Source organism: Aurantivibrio infirmus (genome assembly GCF_054767315.1).
Genome location: NZ_BAAFSK010000006.1, coordinates 66,888 through 92,106 on the forward strand (window position 1 = coordinate 66,888; position 25,219 = coordinate 92,106).

General features: G+C 42.1%; 22 protein-coding genes. 13 read left to right on the plus strand and 9 right to left on the minus strand.

Features of this window, described 5'->3' with window-relative positions; translation table 11 throughout:
- The first annotated feature begins 321 nt into the window (after positions 1-321).
- The 6 genes from ACYUCY_RS14070 (at position 322) to ACYUCY_RS14095 (ending at position 6,482) form a co-directional block, all read left to right on the plus strand.
- On the plus strand, positions 322-474 hold the full coding sequence (locus tag ACYUCY_RS14070; protein ID WP_460227149.1) for a hypothetical protein: 153 nt from the start codon (positions 322-324) through the stop codon (positions 472-474).
- An 83-nt stretch (positions 475-557) separates the two neighbouring features.
- Positions 558-1,808, plus strand: coding sequence for an efflux RND transporter periplasmic adaptor subunit (locus ACYUCY_RS14075; RefSeq protein WP_460227150.1), 1,251 nt, complete (start codon positions 558-560; stop codon positions 1,806-1,808).
- 30 nt (positions 1,809-1,838) lie between these two features.
- Entirely contained in the window at positions 1,839-2,567 is a 729-nt protein-coding gene (locus ACYUCY_RS14080) for an ABC transporter ATP-binding protein (protein WP_460227151.1), read from the plus strand.
- Positions 2,568-2,608: 41 nt separating this feature from the next.
- Positions 2,609-5,059 (plus strand): ABC transporter permease, encoded by a 2,451-nt coding sequence (locus tag ACYUCY_RS14085; protein ID WP_460227152.1) that lies wholly within the window; start codon positions 2,609-2,611, stop codon positions 5,057-5,059.
- A gap of 51 nt (positions 5,060-5,110) precedes the next feature.
- Positions 5,111-5,854, plus strand: a complete 744-nt coding sequence (locus tag ACYUCY_RS14090; RefSeq protein ID WP_460227153.1) for a hypothetical protein — start codon at positions 5,111-5,113, stop codon at positions 5,852-5,854.
- Between the two features lie 250 nt (positions 5,855-6,104).
- The gene (locus ACYUCY_RS14095) at positions 6,105-6,482 is read left to right on the plus strand and encodes a DUF3192 domain-containing protein (protein ID WP_460227154.1); all 378 of its coding nucleotides are present in this window, start codon (positions 6,105-6,107) and stop codon (positions 6,480-6,482) included.
- Positions 6,483-6,486: 4 nt separating this feature from the next.
- Here the strand turns inward: ACYUCY_RS14095 and ACYUCY_RS14100 are convergent, their stop codons facing one another.
- Positions 6,487-7,653: a diguanylate cyclase gene (locus tag ACYUCY_RS14100; RefSeq protein ID WP_460227155.1), complete on the minus strand. Its 1,167-nt coding sequence runs from the start codon at positions 7,651-7,653 to the stop codon at positions 6,487-6,489.
- 285 nt (positions 7,654-7,938) lie between these two features.
- A complete protein-coding gene (locus ACYUCY_RS14105) occupies positions 7,939-8,370 on the minus strand; it encodes a hypothetical protein (protein ID WP_460227156.1) in 432 nt (143 codons plus the stop codon).
- A 465-nt stretch (positions 8,371-8,835) separates the two neighbouring features.
- Between ACYUCY_RS14105 and ACYUCY_RS14110 the strand changes: the two genes are divergently transcribed.
- Positions 8,836-9,219, plus strand: coding sequence for a PilZ domain-containing protein (locus ACYUCY_RS14110; RefSeq protein WP_460227157.1), 384 nt, complete (start codon positions 8,836-8,838; stop codon positions 9,217-9,219).
- 24 nt (positions 9,220-9,243) lie between these two features.
- On the opposite strand, the gene radA is transcribed toward ACYUCY_RS14110, so the two are convergent.
- Complete coding sequence (gene radA, locus ACYUCY_RS14115) at positions 9,244-10,614, minus strand: DNA repair protein RadA (RefSeq protein ID WP_460227158.1); 1,371 nt, start codon at positions 10,612-10,614, stop codon at positions 9,244-9,246.
- Positions 10,615-10,828: 214 nt separating this feature from the next.
- On the opposite strand from radA, the gene ACYUCY_RS14120 reads away from it, so the two are divergent.
- The 3 genes from ACYUCY_RS14120 to ACYUCY_RS14130 all read left to right on the plus strand — a co-directional run bounded on the left by ACYUCY_RS14120 (position 10,829) and on the right by ACYUCY_RS14130 (position 13,612).
- Positions 10,829-11,944 (plus strand): DnaT-like ssDNA-binding domain-containing protein, encoded by a 1,116-nt coding sequence (locus ACYUCY_RS14120; protein ID WP_460227159.1) that lies wholly within the window; start codon positions 10,829-10,831, stop codon positions 11,942-11,944.
- Between the two features lie 166 nt (positions 11,945-12,110).
- The gene (locus ACYUCY_RS14125) at positions 12,111-12,707 is read left to right on the plus strand and encodes a replication protein P (RefSeq protein ID WP_460227160.1); all 597 of its coding nucleotides are present in this window, start codon (positions 12,111-12,113) and stop codon (positions 12,705-12,707) included.
- A 53-nt stretch (positions 12,708-12,760) separates the two neighbouring features.
- Positions 12,761-13,612, plus strand: a complete 852-nt coding sequence (locus tag ACYUCY_RS14130; RefSeq protein WP_460227161.1) for a glucosaminidase domain-containing protein — start codon at positions 12,761-12,763, stop codon at positions 13,610-13,612.
- Between the two features lie 42 nt (positions 13,613-13,654).
- Here ACYUCY_RS14130 and ACYUCY_RS14135 read toward each other — a convergent pair whose 3' ends face one another.
- Complete coding sequence (locus ACYUCY_RS14135; RefSeq protein ID WP_460227162.1) at positions 13,655-14,875, minus strand: HD-GYP domain-containing protein; 1,221 nt, start codon at positions 14,873-14,875, stop codon at positions 13,655-13,657.
- Between the two features lie 134 nt (positions 14,876-15,009).
- Entirely contained in the window at positions 15,010-16,113 is a 1,104-nt protein-coding gene (locus tag ACYUCY_RS14140) for a polysaccharide deacetylase family protein (protein WP_460227163.1), read from the minus strand.
- A 190-nt stretch (positions 16,114-16,303) separates the two neighbouring features.
- On the opposite strand from ACYUCY_RS14140, the gene aceK reads away from it, so the two are divergent.
- The gene (gene aceK / locus ACYUCY_RS14145; RefSeq protein ID WP_460227164.1) at positions 16,304-18,088 is read left to right on the plus strand and encodes a bifunctional isocitrate dehydrogenase kinase/phosphatase; all 1,785 of its coding nucleotides are present in this window, start codon (positions 16,304-16,306) and stop codon (positions 18,086-18,088) included.
- A gap of 4 nt (positions 18,089-18,092) precedes the next feature.
- Here aceK and parC read toward each other — a convergent pair whose 3' ends face one another.
- The 4 genes from parC to ACYUCY_RS14165 form a co-directional block, all read right to left on the minus strand.
- On the minus strand, positions 18,093-20,339 hold the full coding sequence (gene parC / locus ACYUCY_RS14150) for a DNA topoisomerase IV subunit A (protein WP_460227165.1): 2,247 nt from the start codon (positions 20,337-20,339) through the stop codon (positions 18,093-18,095).
- A gap of 104 nt (positions 20,340-20,443) precedes the next feature.
- On the minus strand, positions 20,444-21,313 hold the full coding sequence (locus ACYUCY_RS14155) for a DMT family transporter (protein ID WP_460227166.1): 870 nt from the start codon (positions 21,311-21,313) through the stop codon (positions 20,444-20,446).
- 223 nt (positions 21,314-21,536) lie between these two features.
- Positions 21,537-22,556 carry a PAS domain-containing protein gene (locus tag ACYUCY_RS14160; RefSeq protein ID WP_460227167.1) on the minus strand — a complete coding sequence of 340 codons (1,020 nt, stop codon included), beginning with the start codon at positions 22,554-22,556 and terminating at the stop codon, positions 21,537-21,539.
- A gap of 54 nt (positions 22,557-22,610) precedes the next feature.
- Positions 22,611-23,453, minus strand: a complete 843-nt coding sequence (locus ACYUCY_RS14165; protein ID WP_460227168.1) for a phosphate/phosphite/phosphonate ABC transporter substrate-binding protein — start codon at positions 23,451-23,453, stop codon at positions 22,611-22,613.
- A gap of 418 nt (positions 23,454-23,871) precedes the next feature.
- Here ACYUCY_RS14165 and ACYUCY_RS14170 point away from each other — a divergent pair, with 418 nt between their 5' ends.
- Together ACYUCY_RS14170 and ACYUCY_RS14175 are read left to right on the plus strand one after the other, a co-directional pair.
- Positions 23,872-24,801: a DUF6635 family protein gene (locus ACYUCY_RS14170; RefSeq protein ID WP_460227169.1), complete on the plus strand. Its 930-nt coding sequence runs from the start codon at positions 23,872-23,874 to the stop codon at positions 24,799-24,801.
- A gap of 119 nt (positions 24,802-24,920) precedes the next feature.
- Positions 24,921-25,214 carry a hypothetical protein gene (locus ACYUCY_RS14175; RefSeq protein ID WP_460227170.1) on the plus strand — a complete coding sequence of 98 codons (294 nt, stop codon included), beginning with the start codon at positions 24,921-24,923 and terminating at the stop codon, positions 25,212-25,214.
- Positions 25,215-25,219 lie beyond the last annotated feature (5 nt).

The following is a 25,219-nucleotide window of genomic DNA, read 5'->3' on the forward strand; positions in this document are numbered from 1 at the left end:
AGTCGGTTATGTGGTGATGGCAAAATCGCTCTCTAGTCCCTAACCAGGCTTTTCCCTGCTTTTGCACCTCCCTTCAGTTTTCGCAGCCCTTCATTCTCCTTTCAGCCCCATTTATTCCGCCTCAGTCCCATTTTTGCAACTGCTGTAATCCCATTTATGGGATTAGAGATACCCAAAAACTCCCTCTCACCAAAATTAATCGATTAAATTCAATAACTTAGAAACCTGGCACAGGCTCTGCAATATCTTAAGTGTCGTTTGAAAAGAAAGCTTTTCACACAAGGTACAAACCATAGCTACTGATATAGAGAGGAAAACATCATGAAATCATTTAACAAAATAAGCCCAGCAAAAGTTCGTTATTTTTTAGAAGTTGCACTCGCCGGTTGCATCGCTTTTGGCTTGGTTCTTTTTAGTATCGACATTACTAGTCCTGGCTCAAACTTATTGTTGGCTAGCGGAATAATCAGTTAATTTGCACTGAAGCGATTCTAGATAGCTTAAGAATTCAGACACAGAAAAGAAACATTAAAAACTAAATCACGAGCGAAATAGAAATGGACAAAACACGCGCTAAATCAAAAAACACGCAAGTCAAAAAATCTCTTTTTATTGGCGGTGTTGTCGTCGCTGCAGTTTGGGGCGGAGTGTCGATCGCCAATATTGATTTTAGTAGCCGCCGTGTTGATAGCGATACTTTACTCATCGAAACCGTTCAACGAGGCAAAATGGAAATTAAGGTAAGCGCAAACGGAGAGTTGCTCCCCAAAAATATTGAGCTTATCGCATCACAAGTTCCCGGTCGGGTCGCTAAACTTCATGCTCATCCCGGAGATACGGTTGAACAAGGACAATTACTGGCGGAGCTTACTAACCCTCAACTTATCGCTTCGGCTGAAGAAGCCTACTCCGCATGGGAAGGGGCAGTCGCCGATCAACAAGCTTTTGAGGTCGATTTACAAAATCAACTGCTCAACCAAGAATCTATCGTGCTGCGAGCAAAGTTTGCCTACGAAAAAATTAAATTGCAGTTAGAAGCGGAAACTCGATTGATTGATAAAAATATTATTCCTGAAATTGAATTTAAAAGAACACAGTTAGATGTATCACAAATAAAAGAAACTTATTTGATCGAGAAAAAACGATATACAAAAGCACAAGATAATATGAATGCACAGCTTGCCGTCAAAAAATCTCGTGTAACGCAGCTTGCCCGCGCTCTAGATCGCGCTAACAACGAAGTAAATCATTTAAAGGTTATCGCTGGCATTGACGGGATAGTACAAGAAACCTCAATTGATGTTGGTCAGCAATTACAACCGGGCAGTGCTATTAGCCGAATTGCTCAGCAAAATCAGTTGTACGCAGAATTGAAAGTGCCCGCTCGCCAAGCGGGTGAAGTGTTAGTCGATCAGCATGTCATGATCGATACGCGTAATGGGAAAGTAGCGGGTGTCGTAAGCCGCATTGATCCCGGCGTTACCGACGGAGCCGTTATCGTCGATGTTGCTATCACCGGAGAATTACCCAAAGGTTCGCGACCGCAATTACAAGTCGAAGGAACTATCTATATTGCACAACTCGACAGTACATTGTTTGTAGGCAAGCCTTCCTTTGTTAAAGCAGATGCGACCGTCGCGCTTTATAAACTCGACGACAAGGGTGAGTACGCTACGCGGGTTAATGTTGAGGTGGGCAAAGTTTCCGTGAATCACATAGAAATAAAAAAAGGTTTACAGGCTGGCGATCGAATTATTACCTCTGAAAGCGGTGGATGGCAAGATAGCCAACGAATCATGTTAAATTAAATATCAAAAAATACATCAAAGGAAATTACCATGGACAAAAAGTGCTTGATCGATTTAAGAGGTATACAGAAAGTTTTTTATACCGATGAAATTGAAACCTGGGCTCTCGATGATATTCACCTGACTATTGATAAAGGCGAGTACGTTTCGATTAGCGGGCCATCGGGTTGCGGTAAGTCGACGCTGTTGGCGGTGATGGGTTTATTGAACTCTGCTACTGGCGGTGAATACTTTCTAGATGGCGAAGAAGTCGCATCAATAGGCCAAGCCAAACAGGCCATTGTGCGTAATCGTCAAATTGGTTTCATTTTTCAGGCTTTTAATTTAATCGGCGATATGAATGTATTTGAAAATGTTGAATTACCGCTGACCTATCGCGATGAAATAAATCGCAAGCAACGCAAAACGATGGTCACTGAAGCACTGAAAAAAGTCGATATGGCCCATCGTATGAAACATTTTCCGACGCAATTATCTGGCGGGCAACAACAACGCATTGCTATTGCTCGCGCCTTGGTTGGCAATCCAAATGTTTTGTTAGCCGATGAACCAACGGGAAACCTGGATTCCAAGAATGCAAAAATGGTGATGGATTTATTGGATGACCTTCACAAACAGGGCGCAACCATCGTGATCGTAACGCACGACCCTCGATCAGCTGAGCAAGCGGAACGGCAGCTTACCTTGTTCGATGGCAAGATCGTTGATGATCAAAAAATTTCATTGAAGGAAGCTCGCAGCTTAGCGATGGCAGACTAATTATTTAATCCAATAAAACTAAAATAATACCGGACAGAATCATGAAAAAACTATTTTTCGATCTTAAATTTAGTTTGCGTTTACTTTGTAAGAACCCAAGCTTTACCGCCATATCTTTGGTCGTAATTATATTGGGGCTCGCCTTATATATTTGCACTTACTCAATGGGCTATAACTTTTCCAGCCGCCCTCTTCCTTACGAAAATGGCAGCCGCTTTGTTGTCGTAAAGACAACTTCAGCCGTCACTGGTTTAGATTTTTTTGGCGGCAACTATGATACTTATGCGCTGAAGCGCCTTGAGGAACGAGCTGCCAGCTTTTCTACCTTCGGTGCATATCGATATGCGCCGATGACTTTGTCCGATGGCGAATTTCCCCATCGTGTAAATGGCGCACAGATCATGCCCAAATCGTTAGCTATCACCAAAGTTCAACCTCTATTAGGGCGTGTATTTCAAGAAAGCGATGCAATTCCAGGTGCGGAACCGGTTGCTGTTCTAGGTTATGAACTTTGGCAGAATTTCTATGCGGCTGACGAAGATATCATTGGCACGACTTCGAGAATAAACGGCAAGCCTCATCGCATAGTCGGGGTAATGCCGGAAGAGTTTGATTATCCTCTTTCACAAGAAATCTGGCTGCCCTTGAATTTGGACAGCGCACTGGAACCGGACAATGATTTTTCACTCGCTGCACTTGCCGTTTTAAAGCCCGACACCACATTTGCCCAAGCGTCCCTTGAGCTCACGGGTCTAATGAATGAATTAAAAGAAGAGTATCCGGAGTTTTATAGCCGTTGGAAAAACGCGCTTGTCGTTAATCATACCGCCGCAATGACAAACAACAATGGCGTAGCTGAGCTCACTCGTTTACTTAACTATGTCATTCTTGCCTTGGTGATTCTCAATCTAGCATCGTTATTATTTATTCGCGCCCATGGCCGACGAACAGAATTAGCGGTTCGAAATGCTTTAGGTGCTAACAAATGGCAAACCGCACAACAAATTCTTTTAGAGTCTTTCATTTTGTGTTTCTTCGGGCTGCTAGTAAGCTTAGTGATTGCGGACATTTTTTTGCACTTAATTCAATCGCAAATAGCTAATGATGCAACTGAAAGTGATAATCCTGGAAATCTACAATCGTGGATCAATTTAAGCGTTGATACACGTGCAATAATTGTTGGCAGCAGTGTAATGCTCCTTATTTGGATTACCTCGGGACTATCAGTTGCTTTTCATACAGCGAAAATAGATACCAATGCGGTATTGGCAGATGGAGGCAAGGGCGGCGGCGGACAGCGTAGCAACCTGGTGACACGAATTGTTGTCGGCATTGAAGTTATTGCGTCGTTTTTCTTACTTATTATTTGTTGTTTGGTAACTGTGTCCATTGTAAATTTATATCGTCTTGATTTTGGTACCTCTACGGATAACATTAGTACTGGTATCGTTGACTTAAATGACAGTAAATATTCTACATTCGATAAACGCGTAAATTTTTTACAAGACCTACAAGCGGATCTTGTGGCGCAAAATGAATTTACTGAAGCGAGTTATACCAGTGCTTTACCCAGTCAATTTGGCACCGTAATTACCTACAATATTGATGATCGTGATTTAAAAAATAACGATCAATTTCCTAGTCAGGCCATGGTTTCAGTCGCTGATAATTATTTCTCACTGTTAGATGTTCGACTAAAAGAAGGCCGGAATTTTGACTCACGAGATACTGAAGATTCTTTGCCCGTAGTAATTGTTGATGAAATTCTGGCAGAGCAACTTTGGGAAAATGAAAGCGCCATCGGCAAACGCATACAGGTAAATCCTCACGACGATGCGGAATGGTTAACTATTGTCGGTGTAAATTCGCATATTATTCAAGGCAACCCCTTTGGCGGCTTTGACAAACGTCCCTCACTTTATCGCCCAGCACGTCAGTACACACCGTCGCGATATTTTATTGTTGTCCAGCCTAGCCGTGGGTTTTCTAGTTTGGCCATCGAACAGAAAATGAAATCTACTGTTAAAAACCTCGACAGAGATCTTGCGATCATCTCGATTCGCCCACTCGAACGCGTTATTGAAATGTCTCTCGGCGGCATGGACCTTATCGTTAAAATCATGCTCGGTTATGGTTTAGCGACTTTGGTGTTTTCCGTCGTCGGCGTCTACGGACTAATTGCGCGATCCGTATCAACTCGCACTCAAGAAATTGGTATTCGAAAAGCATTGGGCTCAAGTAATTTTAACGTTGTTTGGCTTTTCATTCGCCAAGGACTGATTTATTTGATGCTCGGCTCAATAGTTGGCGGGCTCGCAGCAATACTAGTCAGTAATTTATTAACAACTTACTTTGACCAATTACTGGCAATGTTGCCAATCGTCACTGTTATAGTCATTGTCTTTATGAGTACGCTTATATTACTTGCTTCATATTTACCCGCACGTAAAGCTGCTTCATTGGAGCCAGGCAATGCGCTAAGGTACGAATAATTTATTTAACATGATCTGATTTAGATAAATACTCAACAAAAGGAATGTCTTATGAAAATAATTGATGCACTAACAAGATCATTACCATTGCAATTGCTGGCCTGTATAGTTTTATTAAATGGCTGTGCATCTAGCGGATCGAGTAAAACACTCTCGGCAAAAAGTTTATTCGATCGGCATATAGAAAATACCTTCGGCAAAGACGGATTGCAAAATCACACCTCTATTACCTCAACTGGTCGCATTATCATTGAGGATTTCGGAATTGAAGCGCCCATGGTAATGCGACAAATGAGCCCAAATAACTTGGAGTTTAATACTGAATTTATGGGGTCTAAAATGACTTCTGGCTGTAATTCTGAGAATTGCTGGTCGCAACAGCCGGGGCAAAGTGTGGAACTTTTGGATGGTGTGCAAAAAACTCGAACCATGCAGCAAGCGGACTTCCATCTGTATGAAAATATTGATAAATATTATGACACGCTAGTAATAGAGCCGCCTGCCGAAGGCAGCGAATCAAGTAATCATAAAGTTGTTGCGACAACAGCAAGTGGTACGGAAGATCTCTATTATTTTTCAAAAGAATCAGGACTGTTAATTGGCGCCGTTCTCAATCTTGATACCGGAACAGGCATTGAAAGCGTACGCATGGCCTACAATAACTATAAGGATTTCGGTGGCATGGTGTTGGCAAGTGAAATTATGCAAACCATGTCTGTTGCAACAATAAAAATGGTTATTGATGACGTTAGCTACGATGCCTTATCCGCAGAAGATTTTAGTCCAAACGATTAGACACTCATTTTTCTCACAATCTAATCACGGAAGCCGCAATATTTAGTGCGGCTTTTTTCTGCACCGCAAACACGTATCGATGGCGATTTCTTTGCGCTTCTTAACTTCTTATATCCCGCTCGCCAGTCTACCTTTTGCAATTAGATAAAATACAGACAGAACTTCCGTACTCGCCCTTCGTGAGTTACTAAGAGTCGATAGTGCGCAAATTATTTTCGTATTTCACTTTAAAAAATAGCAGGTTTTGACAATGAAGCTTTCTAGAAATTTATTACTCGCTCCCGTTCTACTCACTTTATTATCAGGCTGCGTCATTGCAGTAAATACTGATGACCTTGAAAATGATCCAGATGATTGGTCAAAACGCGCAGAAGATAATCGTGATTCATTGCGCGGTATGAGTGTCGGTCGAAGCATGAATTCAATTGTGAATGAGATGGGCGATCCCGATATTTCCGAGGCCTTCGAACGCGACGGTAAAACCTACCACGTTTATTATTATCGAACGCAACGAGTTCGCTCTGACTATCGAACAACTAAGGATGAAGCAACACCCTTAGTGTTTGTTGATGGGGTTCTTGTCGGCTGGGGAGAAATAGCAATCGAGAATGCGAAAATTTCTCAGTAGTTAGCTACTGTATAGAACTAACTTTAGAATTTTCTGCGGTGCTCAAAAGACACTGTGTATTCCAACATACTTGATCTCGACCGTGTTCTTTAGCTTGGTATAAATATTCATCTGCTTCAGCAACGACATCTTCCCATGCGTCTTTATCATTATTCGTCATGGTGCCAATACCGGCACTAATTGATAGGCGACCATAAGGGCTTTTCTCGTGAGGAATGTTATCGAAGGCGAGTGTTTCGATAATACGTTTGGTTGCTTCGACTGCTTGATGAATTGTTGCCTCAGGCATTAACACCAGAAATTCTTCGCCTCCATAGCGATACAATCTGTCGCCTCGACGAATTGAATTCTTGATACTATTTGCAACGGCTTTTAAAGCGTCATCACCTGCTTGATGACCATAAAAATCGTTGTACTTTTTAAAGTAGTCTACATCCAAAAGGACGGCGGCATAGCTGTGGTGGTATCGAAGCGCATTCGAATGGGTAAAATGGATATCAACTTCCATCGCTCGGCGATTACCAATATCTAACAATCCATCTTGAAGTGCGAGCGCTTTTAATTCTTCATTTGCTTCGCTCAGTTCACGTGTTCGATCTCGAATCTGTAATTCAATCGCATCACGCTGTTTTTCAATTGCCATAAAATGTGCTTTCGCGATATCGGATTGAGTCACTAATCCAATAAGAATATTATTTTCATTCACAATCGGTATATGGCGAATGTTTCGTGTTTGAGTAATCACTAGCGCTTCGTAAAGTGATGCGGTGTGATCAAGACAGATAGGAGGGGAAGACATCACGTCTTTCACGAGAATTTTTTTCGATTGATCTTTATCGCTTAATACTTCGGAAAGAATTTTGACCATGTCCCGTTCGGTAATAATTCCAACCGGCACATCATTTTCTACTACAACCATGCATGAATAGACATGTTCGCGCATCAGCGTCAAAACCTTGTCCAAAGACTCATCAGCGCTTACGCTTTTTACACCGGTCGTCATTAATTCGATAATGTGTATGTGATTCATAGATCTTTCCGCTAGGTGCTTGTGGATTAAAGCAAAGGAAAATCGTCGCCTTTCCGACTTAAGTCTAGAAGGCTTTCTATGAATATCAATTGTTGTTGGATTAGCTAAGTCCTTGCCAATCTCTTGCTCACTTTGAGACATGTTGTATCCCTACTGAATTTTCAAATTTTGAACCACTGAGGTAATGTTAGTTTTCAGGATAGCAGTGCCATTGCCGCGCTCGAACTGTCAATCTAAGCATGTAAATTCTAGCTCTCTGAGCAGCGTGCTTTGCTAGCGCAAAAATTCCCACTTATTTATAGGTTCTGTAGATTCCTCTAGTTAAATTTCGGTAAATCAAAAAAGTAAATGTGTTTTGCCATCAGATCAATTTAAATTTATACGGTTCCAATTAACTCCGGGCCCTTCCACCAAACCGTGACGCGCTTAACGATTTCTAGCGGCGACTTTGTTTTTCGCGATCTGCTCTTGACTAGCGGATTGTTTGGGCTCCATACGACACTCGTCCACCATCCACACTGCGTCTTCAGGTAAACCATTCAGATACAAAGACATTTCAGATACTTTGCCAACCACATCAATATTAGCTCCACCATTGAGCAGAATGAGGGTCTGGCGATTCGGCAAACAACGATCCAATTGATAGGATTTACGTCGTTCTTCATCGCGGTAGGTCAGCATTAGATGAACAGAATCGACTAATCCTTCGGGAAATCGAACCCAGGCGGCGACATTGAAATGTCCCTTCCAGCGACCCGACGCTTTCCATGCGAAATGCTGTTCGAGCAAGGAAGGCTGAAGAATTGTTAACTCGTGGCGTTCTGCTGGCACGATTCGCGAAACTGGCTTGATTTGCATTTATGAATCCCTGTTAGTAACTGCGGCTTGATTGATTTGGCTGTGAGCTCTTACTAATGAGAGCAACTTACTGATGGGGAACAAGACTACCTAAATAGGTCGACGATGACCGCGAATTATTGAGCATCAAAATTGATACTTACCGCACAAAACCGCCGGAAAATTTACTATTTCTTTTTCGATCAAAGCTTATGACGTCAATCATTATCATTTGATATTGAACTTGAGTGTCCGATCTTGGGCGTCCGAACTTTGGCGCTCAAATTGCCTTTCGCCACAAGTAGGCTATGGGCGATCGCTTTACTTACGGTGAGAAGACTCTTGCATCTAACCTGCTCTGTATCCGACAATGTCGCTTACATTATGGAAGCACGCGAATTTGTTCATTTTCCTGCCCTCGCAAGGGCTGACCTGCTTAATCGCAGTGACTAAATTAGCCAGTAATTCAATAGGAGATCAAGTTAAATGGGGACCACTTCAGGTCGCGACAGACGCTATTTCCCGCGCATTGATTATCGCGCTTACGCAACATTAACCACCTCTGCGCAACGCTGGCCAGTCCATATCATGGACGTATCTTTCAATGGCGCACTCATCGCGCTGATACACAAGCATGACTTAAAAGATAACGAGGGAATTGTGCTCACTATCGAATTGGAAGACGGGGAACCTATTAAAATGCAAGGCAAGCTGTCTCATCAAAAAGATCACTTCCTTGGGATCGAATGTCGAGCGACGGGTATCGATAATCAGGCACGTCTGCGAGAGCTGCTAGAAAAGAATAAAACCAAAGGTGAAGATCCCGCTGAACGCAGTTATGCAACGCTGATGAAAGAACACGATTTCTAAATTTTATTATGTTGGAAAATTTATTTATAAAGCTTCTAGCACTTCACTGAGTTTTTTAACCGCTACGATTTCCATTCCTTTTATTTTTTCTTTTGGCGCGTTTGCAATTGGAATAATTGCTCGCTTAAAACCGTGCTTCGCGGCTTCTCGCAAACGCTCTTGACCACTCGGCACCGGGCGAATCTCACCGGATAAACCCACTTCACCAAACACGACTAAATCAGCTTGCAAAGGGCGGTCACGCAAACTGGAAACAACGGCAACCAACAAGGCTAAATCTGCGCTTGTTTCAATGACTTTTACACCGCCGACAACATTCACAAACACATCTTGATCGCCAACCATAATACCGCCATGTCGGTGCAAAACGGCAAGTAACATCGACAAGCGATTGTGATCCAAACCAACCGCGACACGACGAGGGTTGCCTAAATGGCTCTCATCGACCAAGGCTTGAATTTCCACTAGCAGCGGCCGCGTTCCTTCCCATACCACCATGACGACAGAACCGGATGAAATTTCTTCTGGTCGCTGTAAAAATATTGCGGAAGGATTACTAATTTCCCGCAAGCCTTGTTCTGTCATCGCAAACACGCCTAATTCGTTAACAGCACCGAAACGATTTTTATGGCCGCGCAAAGTTCTAAAACGAGAGTCGTGAGAACCTTCTAACATGATCGAACAATCGATCATGTGTTCTAACACTTTGGGGCCAGCGAGGCTGCCGTCTTTGGTGACGTGACCAACAAGAATTAGCACGGTATTAGTTTGTTTTGCAAAACGTGTTAAGTAAGCCGCGCACTCCCGTACTTGCGATACGCTACCAGGCGCCGATTGAATATCGGCGAGATGCACAACTTGAATGGAATCAATGACTAGCACATTTGGCTTGAGTTCTTGGCAACGAATTACGATTTCTTCGACGCTGGTTTCCGAAAGCATTTTTAATTTGTCACAAGGCAAATGTAAACGCTTCGCGCGCATGGCCACTTGCTGTAATGATTCTTCGCCAGTGACATATACTGCTTCCATGGTATCCGCGAGGTGACACATGGTCTGCAACAATAACGTCGACTTTCCCGCACCAGGATGCCCACCGATTAAAACGACGGAACCTGGGACAAAACCGCCGCCCAATACTCGGTCAAACTCCTCCATACCTGAATCAACGCGGGGGACGGCTTCTAAATTAATATCTGCCAGTACTTGCACTTTACTGGCGGCATCACCGGCATAACCGACATAGCGCTCTTCTCTTTTCGCGCTTGCAGTGGCAGCTCCCAAACGAACTTCCGTCAAACGATTCCAGATTCCACATTCTGTACACTGACCTTGCCACTTGCCATAATCTGCACCGCACTCCTGGCAGACGTAGGCTGTTTTTTGTTTGGCCATAAAAATTTACTCTCTACAATCTCGGACGCCAGTCTACAGAAAAAAACTGTGCTAAGCATGTCGATACCTATTTACACAATGCCTCTGTAGCCAAGCGAAACAGTCACTTCTTGTAACTACTTAACAGGAGATTCTGGCCAGTCTGGTATTTATTAGAAATGAAACTATTTAATTTCTGGCGACTACAAACAGGAGACGGTAGACTAGCGTCGCTATGGCATCGTCACTAATTCCTGAAAAACCTCTGCTCGTTTCTCCATCACTCGCGGCCACAATTGGCCTTGAGGAAGCCACCATGCTATCAGGATTAGATGAACTGATAAGTCACCGAACACTCGAATACAAAAACAATCTCGCCTGGCTCACACTAAACGAAACTGATATTGCGCGCCTGTTTCCCTTTTGGACGGTCCACGATATTCAGCGCATTAGTAAAAACCTTTGTGACAAAGGAATTATTGTTATCGGTTCCGCGCCCTTTAACGAAAGTAGGCACTTATGTTTCGCGCTCAACGAAAAACCAAATTGCGCACAACAAAACCTCACCATTAAAACACCGGAAGTACACAATTCTTTTACTAGGGGCGCCAATCGAATTTCACCTAATTGGCAACCCAGTGATGACGTGCTAAAACAAATCACACAACGTAATATCCCTGAACATTTTATTCGTGAACAAATTCCTGAGTTCGTCACTTTTTGGCGGGAAAAAAATGAAATTTCTCATGCCTGGGGAAACAAATTTTTAAAACAAGTTATTCATGCTTGGCGCAACCACGAGACTCAGTTTTATCGCAACGAATCTGCCACCAACATGAACAATCAGTGGCAACCAAGTTTCGATGCTATGGAAGTTTTGGTTAAACACGCCGGCATTAACAAACAATTTGTAGAAGATGCTATTCCCGAATTTATCCTATATTGGCAAGAGCGAGGCGAAAGCTCGCGTACCTGGAATAGCAAATTTATTCAGCACGTACGTAGACAGTGGAACCGCTATACCGCCACGGTTGAAAACGACACGGTACCCAAAGTGATTCCGTCTAATTGGCAACCAGGAGAAGATGTTTTTGATGTTTTACGACTCGCCAATATCGATATAAACTTCGCTAAAGGCTTGCTTCATGAGTTTGTGATTTTTTGGCTTGATAGCAAGCAAGTGCACACATCGTGGAATACCAAGTTTTTACAACATGTAAAGTTTCACTGGGCGAAAAGCCACAATAGCAATAATTTGAAGGCCACCGCCGGTGGGACACAACAAGCGAATCAACGCACACGTGATCGCAGCTTGGCTGAAGATTTGAGCGATAGAAGCTGGGCCTACTAGGCCGTAGTTATAAAATTGAGAGTTATAAAACTGAGAGTTATTAAACTGAGCGTTATTACGCTGAGAACTTGGCTGAAAGCTATATTAATAGTAAATAATCAGTAATCTCGCTCAAGTATTTACAACCTACCCCGGCGATACTAATCAACGACAATATTCTAAAAATATGAATTCAAAACAACTCAGCACTGAGCAAAACAGTTCACAACGCATTGACACCATTAACCAAGTCTTTGCCTTGTTTAGAATTAATTATCACAACCAGTATTATTCTGCGTTTACTGATACGAGCTTACTCAATCAAACGAAAAAATTATGGCTTGAAAGCCTTTCGGGCTTTTCATCTGAGGCAATATTAATGGGCGCCAAGCGCGCAATGGAAAATTCGGATTACATTCCAACACTTCATAAAATGATCCAATTTTGCCAAGGCGATCCAAATAGCCATGGACTCCCGGATCCCCACCAAGCTTATCTCGAAGCCTGTCGTGCCCCGAGACCCAAGAATGCCTACGCCTGGTCTCATCCTGCCGTATATTTTGCCGGTAAAGAAAGTGATTGGTACTTTTTAAGTACAACGCCAGAGTATGTGGCCTATCCCATCTTTAAAGAGAACTACAAGCGTTGGCAAGACAAAGTTATCAATGGTGAAAAATTGCCAACTATAGAAGTTAAAATGATTGCCGCTGAAACACATACACCACTGAGCAATCAGGAAAATCGTGAGCGCTTACGAAGCTTACGAGAAAAAATAAAAATATAAAAAACCTATCTAAACCCTTACCTCGTTTTTATTTCTAGTTGTTGGTAAATACTATGGCAAGCATTCTACCTGTAGCCAGTCGGCTGTTGATCAGCCTTGTTTTTATAGCTTACTCGGCGTTTTGCGTTTTAATAATTTTTGTTCTCGCCGAAAACATCGACCAACCGCCGCGAGAGCTTAGTTTCGATAACTCAACTATCTTTGACAATACTGAATTAGATGCACCAGATTTTTCTAGCTTCGACATTGTTGAAGAAAAGAAAACGCAGTTTTTTAACTTTCTTACCCCACTCATTAACGAACTCAACGTCGATATAAGAAATTCGCGATCCCGCTTATTGGACATTAATAACAAGCTAAACAATGGCGTTAAGTTATCGAGGCGAGAACGTTTTTTTGTTATCCGTCTCGCAGACCGTTACAGTGTTTCAGATTCTGAAGCCAGTCTAAAGGATAAAGTTCAACGTTTATTACGGCGCGTAGACGAACTACCACCCTCAATGGTGTTGGCACAAGCTGCGACAGAATCAGCCTGGGGAACGTCTAGATTTGCGGTGAGGGGCAACAATTATTTTGGCGAATGGTGTTTTAAATCAGGTTGCGGCTTCGTTCCAAAGCTACGAGAAGAAGATAGTTATCACGAAGTTGCAAAGTTTGACGATGTGCGTAGCTCTCTACACTCATATTTCTTTAATATAAATACTCACCGTGCCTATCGTGAATTACGTAGCATTCGTGCAAGCTTGCGTGAAGAAGATAAATTACTTGATGGTCGCGTTTTGGTGGAAGGTTTAACGCGTTATTCGGAGCGAAGGGAAGATTATATAGTGGAGCTTAAACAAATTATCGCGATAAACGAACTTCACCTACTTGATCAAGAGCAATCGCAAAATAGCTCCATGTGAAATGGCTCTATTTAAAATAGCTCTGTTTAACAGAAGCTCCTTTTAATGAAGCGAACGAAAAATGTCATCCGTTAATTTGTAATCTACCGGATCTACCGCACAAATAATACGTTCGCTACTATCCGAATGGGCGAGATTTATCGTTCTTGGTGCGCAACCTTTCCCTTCCGTTAAATCGTAAACAATTTTAACCACTGGTAAGTGTTGTTGCCGAACATTAGCCTCCAGTACGAGCGCTAAAAATTTGTTATCTAAGTTAACTAACGTTCCCGCCGGGTAGATACTCATACACGCAACGAATTGATATGCCACCAATCGATCCAAATGCTTACCAGACCATTCGATAATTTTCTTCATCGCCACTGTTGGCACCATACCAGTGTGATAAACCCTATGTGCGGTAATCGCATCATAAACATCAACGACTGAACACATCCTTCCGTGTAAGGTAATGGCACCACCAGAAAGCCCTCTTGGATATCCGGTACCATCAATACGTTCATGATGCTGCGCGCAAATCTGTTTTATTTCTGTTGATATTCCAGCGGTCGTGTCTAATGCCTCTTCGCCATATTGCACGTGACGCTTCATCTCTTCCCACTCTTCCGCATCCAATGAACCTGGCTTATGGAGAATTTCATCTGCGACTCGGATTTTCCCCACATCATGCAATAACGCACCAGTGACAACTTGGTGTAAATCATCGCCGCTAAAACCCATGGAACGAGCGAGAATGCCCATGAGCACAGCGACACTGAAGGAGTGTTCGATAAGATATTCATCTTTGTGGCGCATCCGAGTGAAGCAAGAGAGCGCATTTTGATTGCGACGAATAGACTCTGCGATACCGTCAGCAACATCTTCAACCGGACGAATATTAATTGCTTGCCCCATTTTGACGTCATTCATTACTTGCGAGACGAGGTTTAAAGTTTCCAGATGAAGTTTTGTCGCGTTTGTTGATTCCTCTTGAAAACTTGTGTCCGTCCGTGCATGAGACGATTGGGTTTGAATATTGTTAAGCTCTTCGTCAAGCTTTTGATTAATTTCTTCAAGAGGCGTCCCGCCTTTGCAATCCTCACCTTTTTCCGTATCGATATAAAGCTCGGTAACCCCTAGTTTTAGTATGTGATTAATTGCCTCCTGCTTCTTGATCAAACCGTGACGGCTAAGGTTCGTATCGGGCACCCACTCATTACTGATGTCGGCGATATACATCCCAACTTTTAGTTCACGTGCATCTATTCGCTTTATCGTTTTCATTAAAGTTCTGTTAGCGGCTGAAATCTTTCCAAAAAATGGAATATTTAATGAGTATAGGAGGGAATTTTATTTTTACGAAAAGAACTTATTTATTAAAGTCGCTTTGGCGAAATAACAATGCCAAGATTTTGGCTTCAGGGTTCGTAATACCATTCGCCATTCGCTTGACGACGAATAAACAACTGGGAGTACCAATAGAAACGGCCTAACTCATTACTAACAGAGGTGCAGTTATAACGAGATCTTCCTACCGGCAATGGTTTTGGAGCCTGTACCAAGGCAATATTATCCCTGACGACTACAGGAATTTCACCTTGGCCACTGGCAAAACAGTTGATTTGCCTTGTGATACTTGATGTATTGAAATGTAATTCCATCACCGGTCTCGCATCATCAAGTGGCAGCACGCCGTCGCTTAAGGGTTTACCCTGATTTATAGTTAGAGTTGCCGCTTCCATCGGGAAAGGTAGGCTTGCAACTTTTACTTTAAAGTCGTCGATATCGCCATAGGGTCCACCAAAAGGAAAACGAGGCAAAGTCGCCAAATCAGATAACAAGGATAATGGCCCACTTTGCTGCCCAAAACCAACGAACTTAAGTTCACTTAGTAAAAGGTTTACTTGAGAATTTGTTTCTCCATAAGGGTGAGCGAACAGTCGATTTGCTTGACCGGTATTGTCAGATATTTGTTTTTCGGCGCTGAGAATTTCCGCAGTGATTCTCTCGCGCCATTGTTTTTCCGTTTCGTCATTTTCCAATCTTAGAAAATGCGGATGACTAAAAGAATGATTGGCAATTGTCGCACCGTGCTCTGCCATTTCTCGCAATTCGCCCCAAGAAACAAACTGTGCAAGATTTTGTTGAATAGGTTTAGTATTTACAAATACCGTAAATGGCCAAGCGTATTTTTTTAAAATGGGAAAAGCTTCACTGTAAACTGATCGATAACCGTCATCAAAAGTTATTGCGATTGTTTTTTCTTGTGGAAGTTTTTTATTTTTTAGATCGGCGACGAGATCTTCCAAGGCAACGACTTGGTAATCATTTTCGTAAAGATAAGCCATATGCTGCGCGAATAGAGCCGGAGAAATACTAGTGGCCTTCGGTGTTTCTTCGCTAATATGATGATACTGAATTACCACAGCGGCCGATGCTGTCGAAGATGCACCAATAAACATCGCAACAACAAATAAAATACTTGCGGGGATTGTTAATTTTTTGATACTTAACATGCTCATTGATAAAAGTACCCACTTAGGAAATAGCAGTATTTATCTTCTTTCCTTGATGACAAAGCGAGGCATTTACGCCATTATAGCCGCACTCTTGAGACCTTGAAATTCCTTAGCAGTTCGATAATTTGCGAATTGCAGGTCACGATCATAGATCAATTTAAACTTACTCGGAAGCATGCACGTTCTAAGTAGTATGAACTCTTTAGCCACTATCAGTCCCAGCCCCACCGCCCGCCGAATAGCCAAGACTATACTTAATGGTTTTGAAGCTTATTTTGCCGACTTTCAAAATATCACCCTGGGTGCGAAGGCTCGTTTTGAAAAAGCCGATTGGCTAGGTGTGCAAAATGCTCATCGCGAGCGTATTGAGTTATATAAGTACAAGGTCGATCAAATTCGTTTGTTGACGCGCGAAGTCACCAGCAAAGACGTTCACGACTTGTCGTTGTGGCAGCAAGCACATAGTGCATATGCCCAACTGATCCAAAACCATAGCAACTATGAGATTGCTGAAACCTTTTTTAATTCGATTTTCTGCGGGATATTTAATCACGAGCATATCCACGATCGCTATTTATTTGTTAAACCTTCACGTTCATTAGATGACAAACCTCTACGAGGTTATTCTATCTACATGTGCTACCAAATCGATCGCGGTTTGGTGCGTTTGGTGTCGAGAATACTTGATGATTTTGAATTTTCAGTGCCCTGGGAAAACAAAAAACGCGATACATCTAATATTGTACGCAGCATTCAAGAAAATTTATTACGTACTTTCTCAGAGGATTTGGGTGAAGTACGAATTGATATGCTCGAATCGATTTTTTATCGAAATAAAGGCGCCTATATTGTTGGCAGAGCGATTTATCAAGAGCGCGTAATCCCCATCGTACTACCTTTGCTGAATAACGAGAACGGCGGCATCTATGTTGATTCCGTTATTTGTGACCCAGATGATGTGAGTATAATCTTCAGCTTTACCCGTTCTTACTTCATGGTTGACGCGCCAATCCCCTCGCGATTTGTCCGCTTTATTAATTCTTTAATTCCACAAAAGGAATTCTTAGAAATTTATAACGCTATTGGCTTTAATAAGCACGGCAAGACAGAATTCTATCGCCACATCATTAACCACATGAAGCAAAGTGATGATAAGTTTGTGATTGCGCCAGGTATTAAAGGAATGGTAATGACGGTTTTTACGCTGCCATCTTACGATGTGGTGTTTAAAATCATTAAAGATAAATTCGGCTCTTCTAAAAACGTTACGGAAGCTATCGTTAAAGAAAAATATAAATTGGTATCCCGTGCCGATCGCGCCGGGCGTATGGCGGACACCCAGGAGTATTCGAATTTTATTTTTTATCGAAACCGATTTAGCGAAGAGTTGATCGAAGAACTCCGCGAATTAGCGCCTTCGAAACTAGTGGTTTCGGACAAGTTACTTATCGTTAAACACTTATATATTGAACGAAGGATGACGCCCCTAAACTTGTATCTCAATTCCGCAACAGATGATGAAATTGAAGACGTCATGGATGAGTACGGGAATGCTATTAAAGAGTTGGCAATCGCTAATATCTTTCCTGGCGATATGCTATTAAAGAATTTTGGCGTAACACGACATGGTCGCGTGGTTTTTTATGATTACGATGAAATAGCGGCAATGACTGAATGCAATTTTAGAAAAATTCCTCAACCGCGAAATGAATACGAAGAAATGTCGACAACACCGTTTTATACGGTGCGTGATAACGACATATTCCCCGAGGAATTCCCTTTATTCTTTGCTGGTAACGAGAAAGCGCGCCAAGCTTTTGAAAGCCGCCATTCAGATCTCTATGATTATAAGTACTGGCAGAAAATTCAAGACCAGGTAAAAACCGGTTTTGTCGGTGATACCTTCCCCTATAGACGTCGTAAGCGTTTTAGCCGCTCATCTTTGTCTACCCAAAACCGGGCACGCTTGCTTCAGTAGGTTTTCAAACAACTTTTACACTACTCACATTCTGATGTCCTCGCGGCAATTTATTACCACGTCGACCTCGCTCACCAACGTAGTGATCGAGATCGTTTTTCTTCATATTTACATGGTGCTTGCCAGAGTAAATTGTAAGTGATTGATCCTTCCCAACGACCGCCATTGCAACCACGTATTCTTCTCTTTCTTGTACTCGCTTAGAAGGGATGTTTATTATTTTGTTACCTTTACCTCGCGACAGTTCAGGGAGCTCTTTGATCGGGAATACTAACATTCGCCCTTCGGTTGTAATCGCAATAACGCGATCATTATCAATATCGGAAACAAGTGAGGGCTGAAGTACTTTTGCACCTTTCGGCAAAGACAAAATTGATTTACCAGATCTATTTTTGGTAAATAAATCTGATAGTTTTGCGACAAAGCCGTAGCCCGCATCGGAACACAATAAAATTTTCTGGGTATCATCACCCATCAATACGCCTTCAAACACAGCGCCGCTCGGCGCATTTAACCGCCCCGTTACTGGCTCACCTTGTCCTCGTGCGGAGGGCAAAGTATGAGACGCTAAGGCATAACTGCGGCCGGTGGAATCTAAAAAGAAAGCGTTTTGATTCGACTTCCCTAGTGCTGCCTGTTTAAAAGCGTCGCCCGACTTATAACTTAAAGCAACCGGATCAACCTCATGACCCTTCGCAGCGCGAATCCAACCTTTCTCAGAAAGTACAACTGTGATTGGATCACTCGTAAGTAAATCTGATTCATTTAGTGCTTGTGCTTCTTCACGAACAACAAGAGGCGAACGGCGATCATCTCCAAACTCGTCAACGATAGCTTGTAATTCATTCCGAATCAGGGTCTTGAGTCGTTTCGCCGAGCTGAGTATTTTTTCTAATTCTTTTTGTTCTTTAGTGAGCTCTTCTTGCTCACCTTTAATTTTAATTTCTTCAAGCTTTGCTATTTGGCGTAATTTTAATTCGAGAATGGCTTCTGCTTGGATTTCCGAAATTTTAAAGCGGCTAATGAGTTCTTGTTTCGGCTCCTCCGCGGTACGAATAATATGAATGACTTCATCTATATTTAAAAACGCGGCCAAATAGCCTTCCAAAATATGTAGGCGGCTAACCACTTTATCTAAGCGGTATTGTAAACGTCGCCTAACCGTTACCATTCGAAAACTTAACCACTCGCTAAGAATTTTATCTAGGGGCTTAACGGCGGGCCGGCCATCGATGCCAATCATATTTAAATTGACGCGATAACTTCTTTCTAAATCTGTTGTCGCGAACAAGTGATTCATCAGTTGTTCGGTATCGATACGATTTGAACGCGGGACGATGACAAGTCGCGTGGGATTCTCGTGATCTGATTCGTCACGTAAGTCGGCGACCATAGGCAGCTTCTTCGCCTGCATTTGCGCCGCTATTTGTTCCAATATTTTTGCGCCGCTTACTTGGTGAGGAAGCGCAGTAACAATTAAATCGCCATTTTCGGAATTCCAAACCGCGCGCATTTTTAAACTGCCACGACCAGTTTCATACAATTTTACGATATCTTCTTGCGGTGTAATTATTTCTGCTTCTGTCGGCATATCTGGAGCAAGTACGTGCTTGCACAGATCTTTTATTGTCGCCTTCGGGTTTTCGAGTAAGTGTATTGTCGCAGACACAACTTCTCGTAAATTGTGTGGCGGAATATCTGTCGCCATGCCAACAGCGATACCCGTTGTGCCATTTAATAAAATGTTCGGTACTTGAGCAGGCAAGACAACGGGCTCCTCCATAGTGCCGTCAAAGTTTGGCGTCCAATCAACAGTTCCCTGACCAAGCTCGGACAATAAAACTTCACTGTACTTGGTCAACTTCGATTCGGTATAACGCATTGCTGCAAATGATTTCGGATCGTCGGGAGAACCCCAGTTGCCTTGACCATCAATCAAGGGATAGCGATAGGAAAATGGTTGTGCCATCAACACCATTGCTTCATAGCAAGCAGAATCACCATGGGGATGAAACTTACCAATAACATCACCTACAGTACGCGCCGATTTTTTGTATTTCGCAGAAGCTTTTAAACTCAATTCGCTCATCGCGTACACAATGCGACGCTGCACCGGCTTCAAACCGTCGCCCACATTAGGTAAAGCGCGATCCAAAATAACGTACATTGAGTAATCAAGATACGCTTTTTCAGCGTACTGCTTTAAAGGAATTTGTTCTTCCGCGGCGGAGTGTGTAATGAGATCTGCCATGAATTTTCTCTGAGTAATAACAAATAAATAGATAAAATGGATTGGATACGGACTGTATTGTAAGCGGCTGTTAGATTCAACAACTTATGCAAAGACATTGTATTTTAGTAGGAGGAGCGCAATTTTTTCCATGAATTTAGAGCGATTAGTATATTAGCCCCAACGATGAGTATCGCACCCAATATCATTGAAGGATTAATTTCTTCGCCTAGGAAAAATATAGCCATGCACATAGCTATTGGAACATAAAGATAATAAATTACACCGGTGATTACGCCAGGTAATTCTGAACTTACCTTTACCCACAAACTATGACCGACCAAAGTACATACGATACCCAATACGGCGAGTCGCCACCAATCGCCAATTTGTAATTGCCAATCGCTTTGTCCCGATAGTGGTAAGAATATTAGTGAGGCGAATAAAAATTGTCCCCACGCTCTCGACGCGGTTGGAATATGAATAATGCGCTGGTGCAACAAGGGTAAACAGGCGTAAAGAAAACCACTACCAATGCCTATTAACAAACCAAGAGTTAATTCATTACCGAGATCGAACTCCGGTGCAACTAACAAACAACCAAGAAAACACGCAATGACAGCTAACCATTCAACTAAGCTTACGACTTGTTTTTTAACCAGCCAGTTAAGTATCAACAAATGAATTCCGTAGGTTGACAATGCAACCGCAGCAATCGCTGCAGACGACAGTTTTATCGCTACAAAATAACTTAGCCAGTGCCCACCAAAAACTAAACCTACGACACAGAGCGATAGCCAATCCGATTTAGATAATTGACGATGAAATTTTTTAATCAGGATTACAGGAGTAATGGCTAGAATCGCAATCGCCAAACGAACCAAACCAATCGTAATTTCATTCGCTTGCGTAGAGCGAATTAGAATAGGCACTAGAGACATTGATACAACGGCGAGCAAAGCAACTGCTACCAATTTAATACTTATTCGCCCCAAGAAGCACTCCGAGTTTTCGAAATAGGTAAAGCCGCCAAATTCACAGGTAAATTCAGGGTTTTATAAAAAGAAGGTAAATCCAAAGGCCAATTGTGGGCCGCTAGGTATCTTACGGATAAATTGCTTTATTTCAATCACCAAAGATTTTCCTATCGGGCAAAGAAAAGGTATTTCTTGAAATAATTCAGGGAGTCAAATAGAAAATAAACAAAGACTCGGGCGCTTATTCAGACTGATTTTGCTTGTCTGTGCCCTCAAGTTTTTTATAACGGCTGATGTCAATTTGTAAACCATAAAACACGGTAGGGTTGTCTTCGTAGTCAAAACCCGTTCTACCAACTATTCGCATCCATCGAAGTGCCCCGCTCGGCCTAACAATTCGATACTCGATATCCAGCTCCTCATGATCCACTTGTAGATTATTAAAGGCATCCTCGAACATTTCTTTATCATCTGGGTGAACGCTAGCTAGCCACGCATTGTAGCTTGGTTTCAGTTGGCTAGGTAAGCACCCGAGCATTTTGTAAATCTTCGATGACCAGTATATTTTCCCGTCCATTGCAGCCCAACGCCAGGTACCGGCATCAGCTGCATCAACTGCCATATTGAGACGATCTTGACTGTCCATCAATTCGCTCATTTGATTTGAAATTTTTCCGCCGAGCTCATAAATAAAACGGCTCAAGGTTCCTATTTCATCTTTAGATTCATCAATTTCAAATTTATGTAAATCACCTCTGCTTATATGGTCAGTTTCTCGGGCGATTTTTTCAATTCTGCGAGCCAACAGAGAACCGAACAACAATCCGCAGGCGGCAATTACACTTAATCCGATCAGACTAATCATCAAACCAAAACGGCGGGCGTCACTGATTGCTTGTTCAAAAACTTCACTATTCGGGACATAGGCGATCTCCCCTAGAAAGCCGCTTGCCCCCATGATAGGACTGCGTCGCCAGTCAAGCCCGGCTAAATTATCTTCGAAGTTTTCGCCGATATAAGAAGAATCACTGCTGCTAAGGATAAGCCCATCGGTTGAAATAAGAGCCGCAGCCTGAACTGTTGATTGTGCAACAAATTCTTCCAACTCATATTGCAGCAAACCATAATCTTCGGTAATTATCGCCTCGACAGCGCTGTGCTGTTTAACGACGTCCATCAATACCGTTTGTGAATTTGTTATTTGCTGTACTAATTTTTTATGTAAAAAATTTTGTGAAAGTAAAACTACTGTTAAAATCACCGTGGCTGCTAACAGAAAAATCGTCAATGTTATTTTGTAGCGAAACGACACGCGCTAATCCCTCAGCTCATTCAATATTTTTTTAACTTCGTCGTAATCATTAGGCTCCACTTCAACCAAACTATCTAATGAAGCACGCAGCAAGGCTTCGCGACCTTGTGGAGTGACAGAAAATTCGACTAATTTTTCTAAAAGTTCGTCGCGAAGATGATCGATTCTGGGATGCGTTACGATCAACATTCCAGGAATTTCAACTGAAGTTGCCAAGGCTTTAAATTCAAAACCACGAGATCCAGCGATTCTATCCGATAACCTCTTCATCGTTATGCAAGCAATTACTTCATTAACTGCAACTGCTTGTAGACAGGAATCATGATTATTAAGATTCACAAAACTGTACTGGTCTTTATTCAAGCCAATATTTTGAAACATGTATCGTGCCAGAACAACTGCTACTGCGTCTTCAGAGGGAATAGCTATTGTTCTATTTTTCAACTCTATGAGTTCAGTGAGCTCACTATCTCTTTTAACAACTATAACGCCCTCACTAGTCTCTACTCGTCGCAACAGCGGCTTGTATGGTGTGAACGATTCAATTTCCACAAAAACAAATGGTTGGACTACCGCTATATCGTATTCACCATTAATCAAAGCGAGCTTGTAATCTTCAGTGGTCATCTTAGATCGGAAAACCACTTTATCCGATAACATTCCATCAATCGCTTTCACTAAAGGCCCAAATTGATTTTCTAATCGGACAGGGGGTATGGCGGGAAACATACCAAAACTTAGTGTATCCGCCACAGCTTTATAACTCAGCAAAAGAGTGAGCACAAAAAGCGAAATGGCGAATTTTACTCGACCAAAACAAGCGCGATAAAAGCTAGGATTAATCACTTTGTAATCTTCCAAATCTCAGCAACAATGTCAGACGAAGTCTTAAGTCCCTGTTTTCATCTTATTGCTCGGTTCGTATTGGTACCAATAGCCAAAATCTAGAGCATGCGGGATATGCAAATTTAACTGTAGTCAAAAAATGCTCGCGTAGAGTTATGTATTCGCAGCATTGGGTATATCGATAAACATCCGCAAAGATACCGTTAAAAGGTATTGGCAGACAACTCCTTCTCGCGTTATAGAAAGAAAAAAATGAAAAAATATTAAATTTGTATAACAAATTAATTTTTTATACCATCCGAGCGATTACATACTTAGTCTCAGGTATATAAGGCTTTGATATAAGAATTACTCCGACGCTTATTAGAGCATAAAGCTTCTACACTGTATTTTACTGCTACGAGGTGTACTCCCCAGAATGCGTGGTATCGATGAAAGAAGTATTGAAAATGCAGTCGATCACGGCGCTAAGCTTTATTTCAAGCAATGTCGGGACCGCATTGATAATTTTGTCACTCGTCATTTTGACTATCCAGGGGCCTGGTCAACAAATAGGGTTGCGTTAGGCTGGGACCTCATTCGCTCCCCTTGCAATCTTTTATGGGCCCCGGTCTATTTGTTATTACAATTATTTTGCTTTTTTCTCATTTTAATCCATTGGCAGCCGCTCGAAAAAATGGCGAAAATAATTCGACGAAAACTGCCCAGCGGAATTACCACAAGCGTTCAATATTATCTTTCTGATAAAATCCGTGAGGAAATATTGGCCGACCCCAAAGATGACAGTCAGTCACTCGGAAACTTTATTGGAAGCTCTTTACAGTCGTCGCAGATTCAATTGGATAATCGAAGTGAAACGATTCAAATAATTAAAAATACCTTGTCACAATACGCCTTAACGCGAACAGCATCTGCAGACATTTCCAACTCTTTTATTACTACAATAATTGGCGCATTTTGGTTTAAAAAGTTTACTCCAGGTGGTATCGCGATTGGAGTCGTATTTTCATATTGGCTCAATCATCGATGGGCAGTCGATAATTTTTTTCTTGGCAGTTATCTAGGGGATTTGTATTACCACTATTTTCCACCGTCACCACCAACGCCCTTACTGATAGCGAGCATTGTGGCAGTATTGTGTATGCTCGCCGTATTTGCATCATTTTCGGGGCTTATTAGCGATCCGATTCAAAGTAGATTAGGCTTGCACAGACGGCGCTTAACAAAAATGATCGATGCAATGGAAAGAGATTTTTCACTTGGTGAAGAACGGGGATTTCGTCCAAAAGATCAATACGTGGCGAGAATTTTAGATTTACTCGATACCGCTAAAAGTTCATTGTTATAAACGGCTCACTCTATACTTTCTTATTAGCAGATAAAAATATGTTTTTTTCTAGGGCAGTCAAATTTTACCACTATCTGGGAATTTACCTTTATCAGATCAGATACTTATGCGTATTGCTCATGTTGATAGGCATTAGCGTCAGCATTTGGTTGGTTTTTTCTTCTCCGCAAGTGAGCGAAAAGTATTTACAGCCTAGCTTGTTAATCAATACCTGGCTATTACTTACCGTAAGCTTGGCTTACTTCCGCGCCGATGATTTTTTTATAGATAGAAGCCAATTAGGCTTGTTTAAAAAATTATTTTTTACGATACGTATTGCTTTTGCATCGCTGTTAATTATTTCTTTTTCTTTACTGTGTATTATTTTATTGTGGATGTCTGCTAGTGCCTTATCGCGTGTTTTTTTTGCGTAATTTGC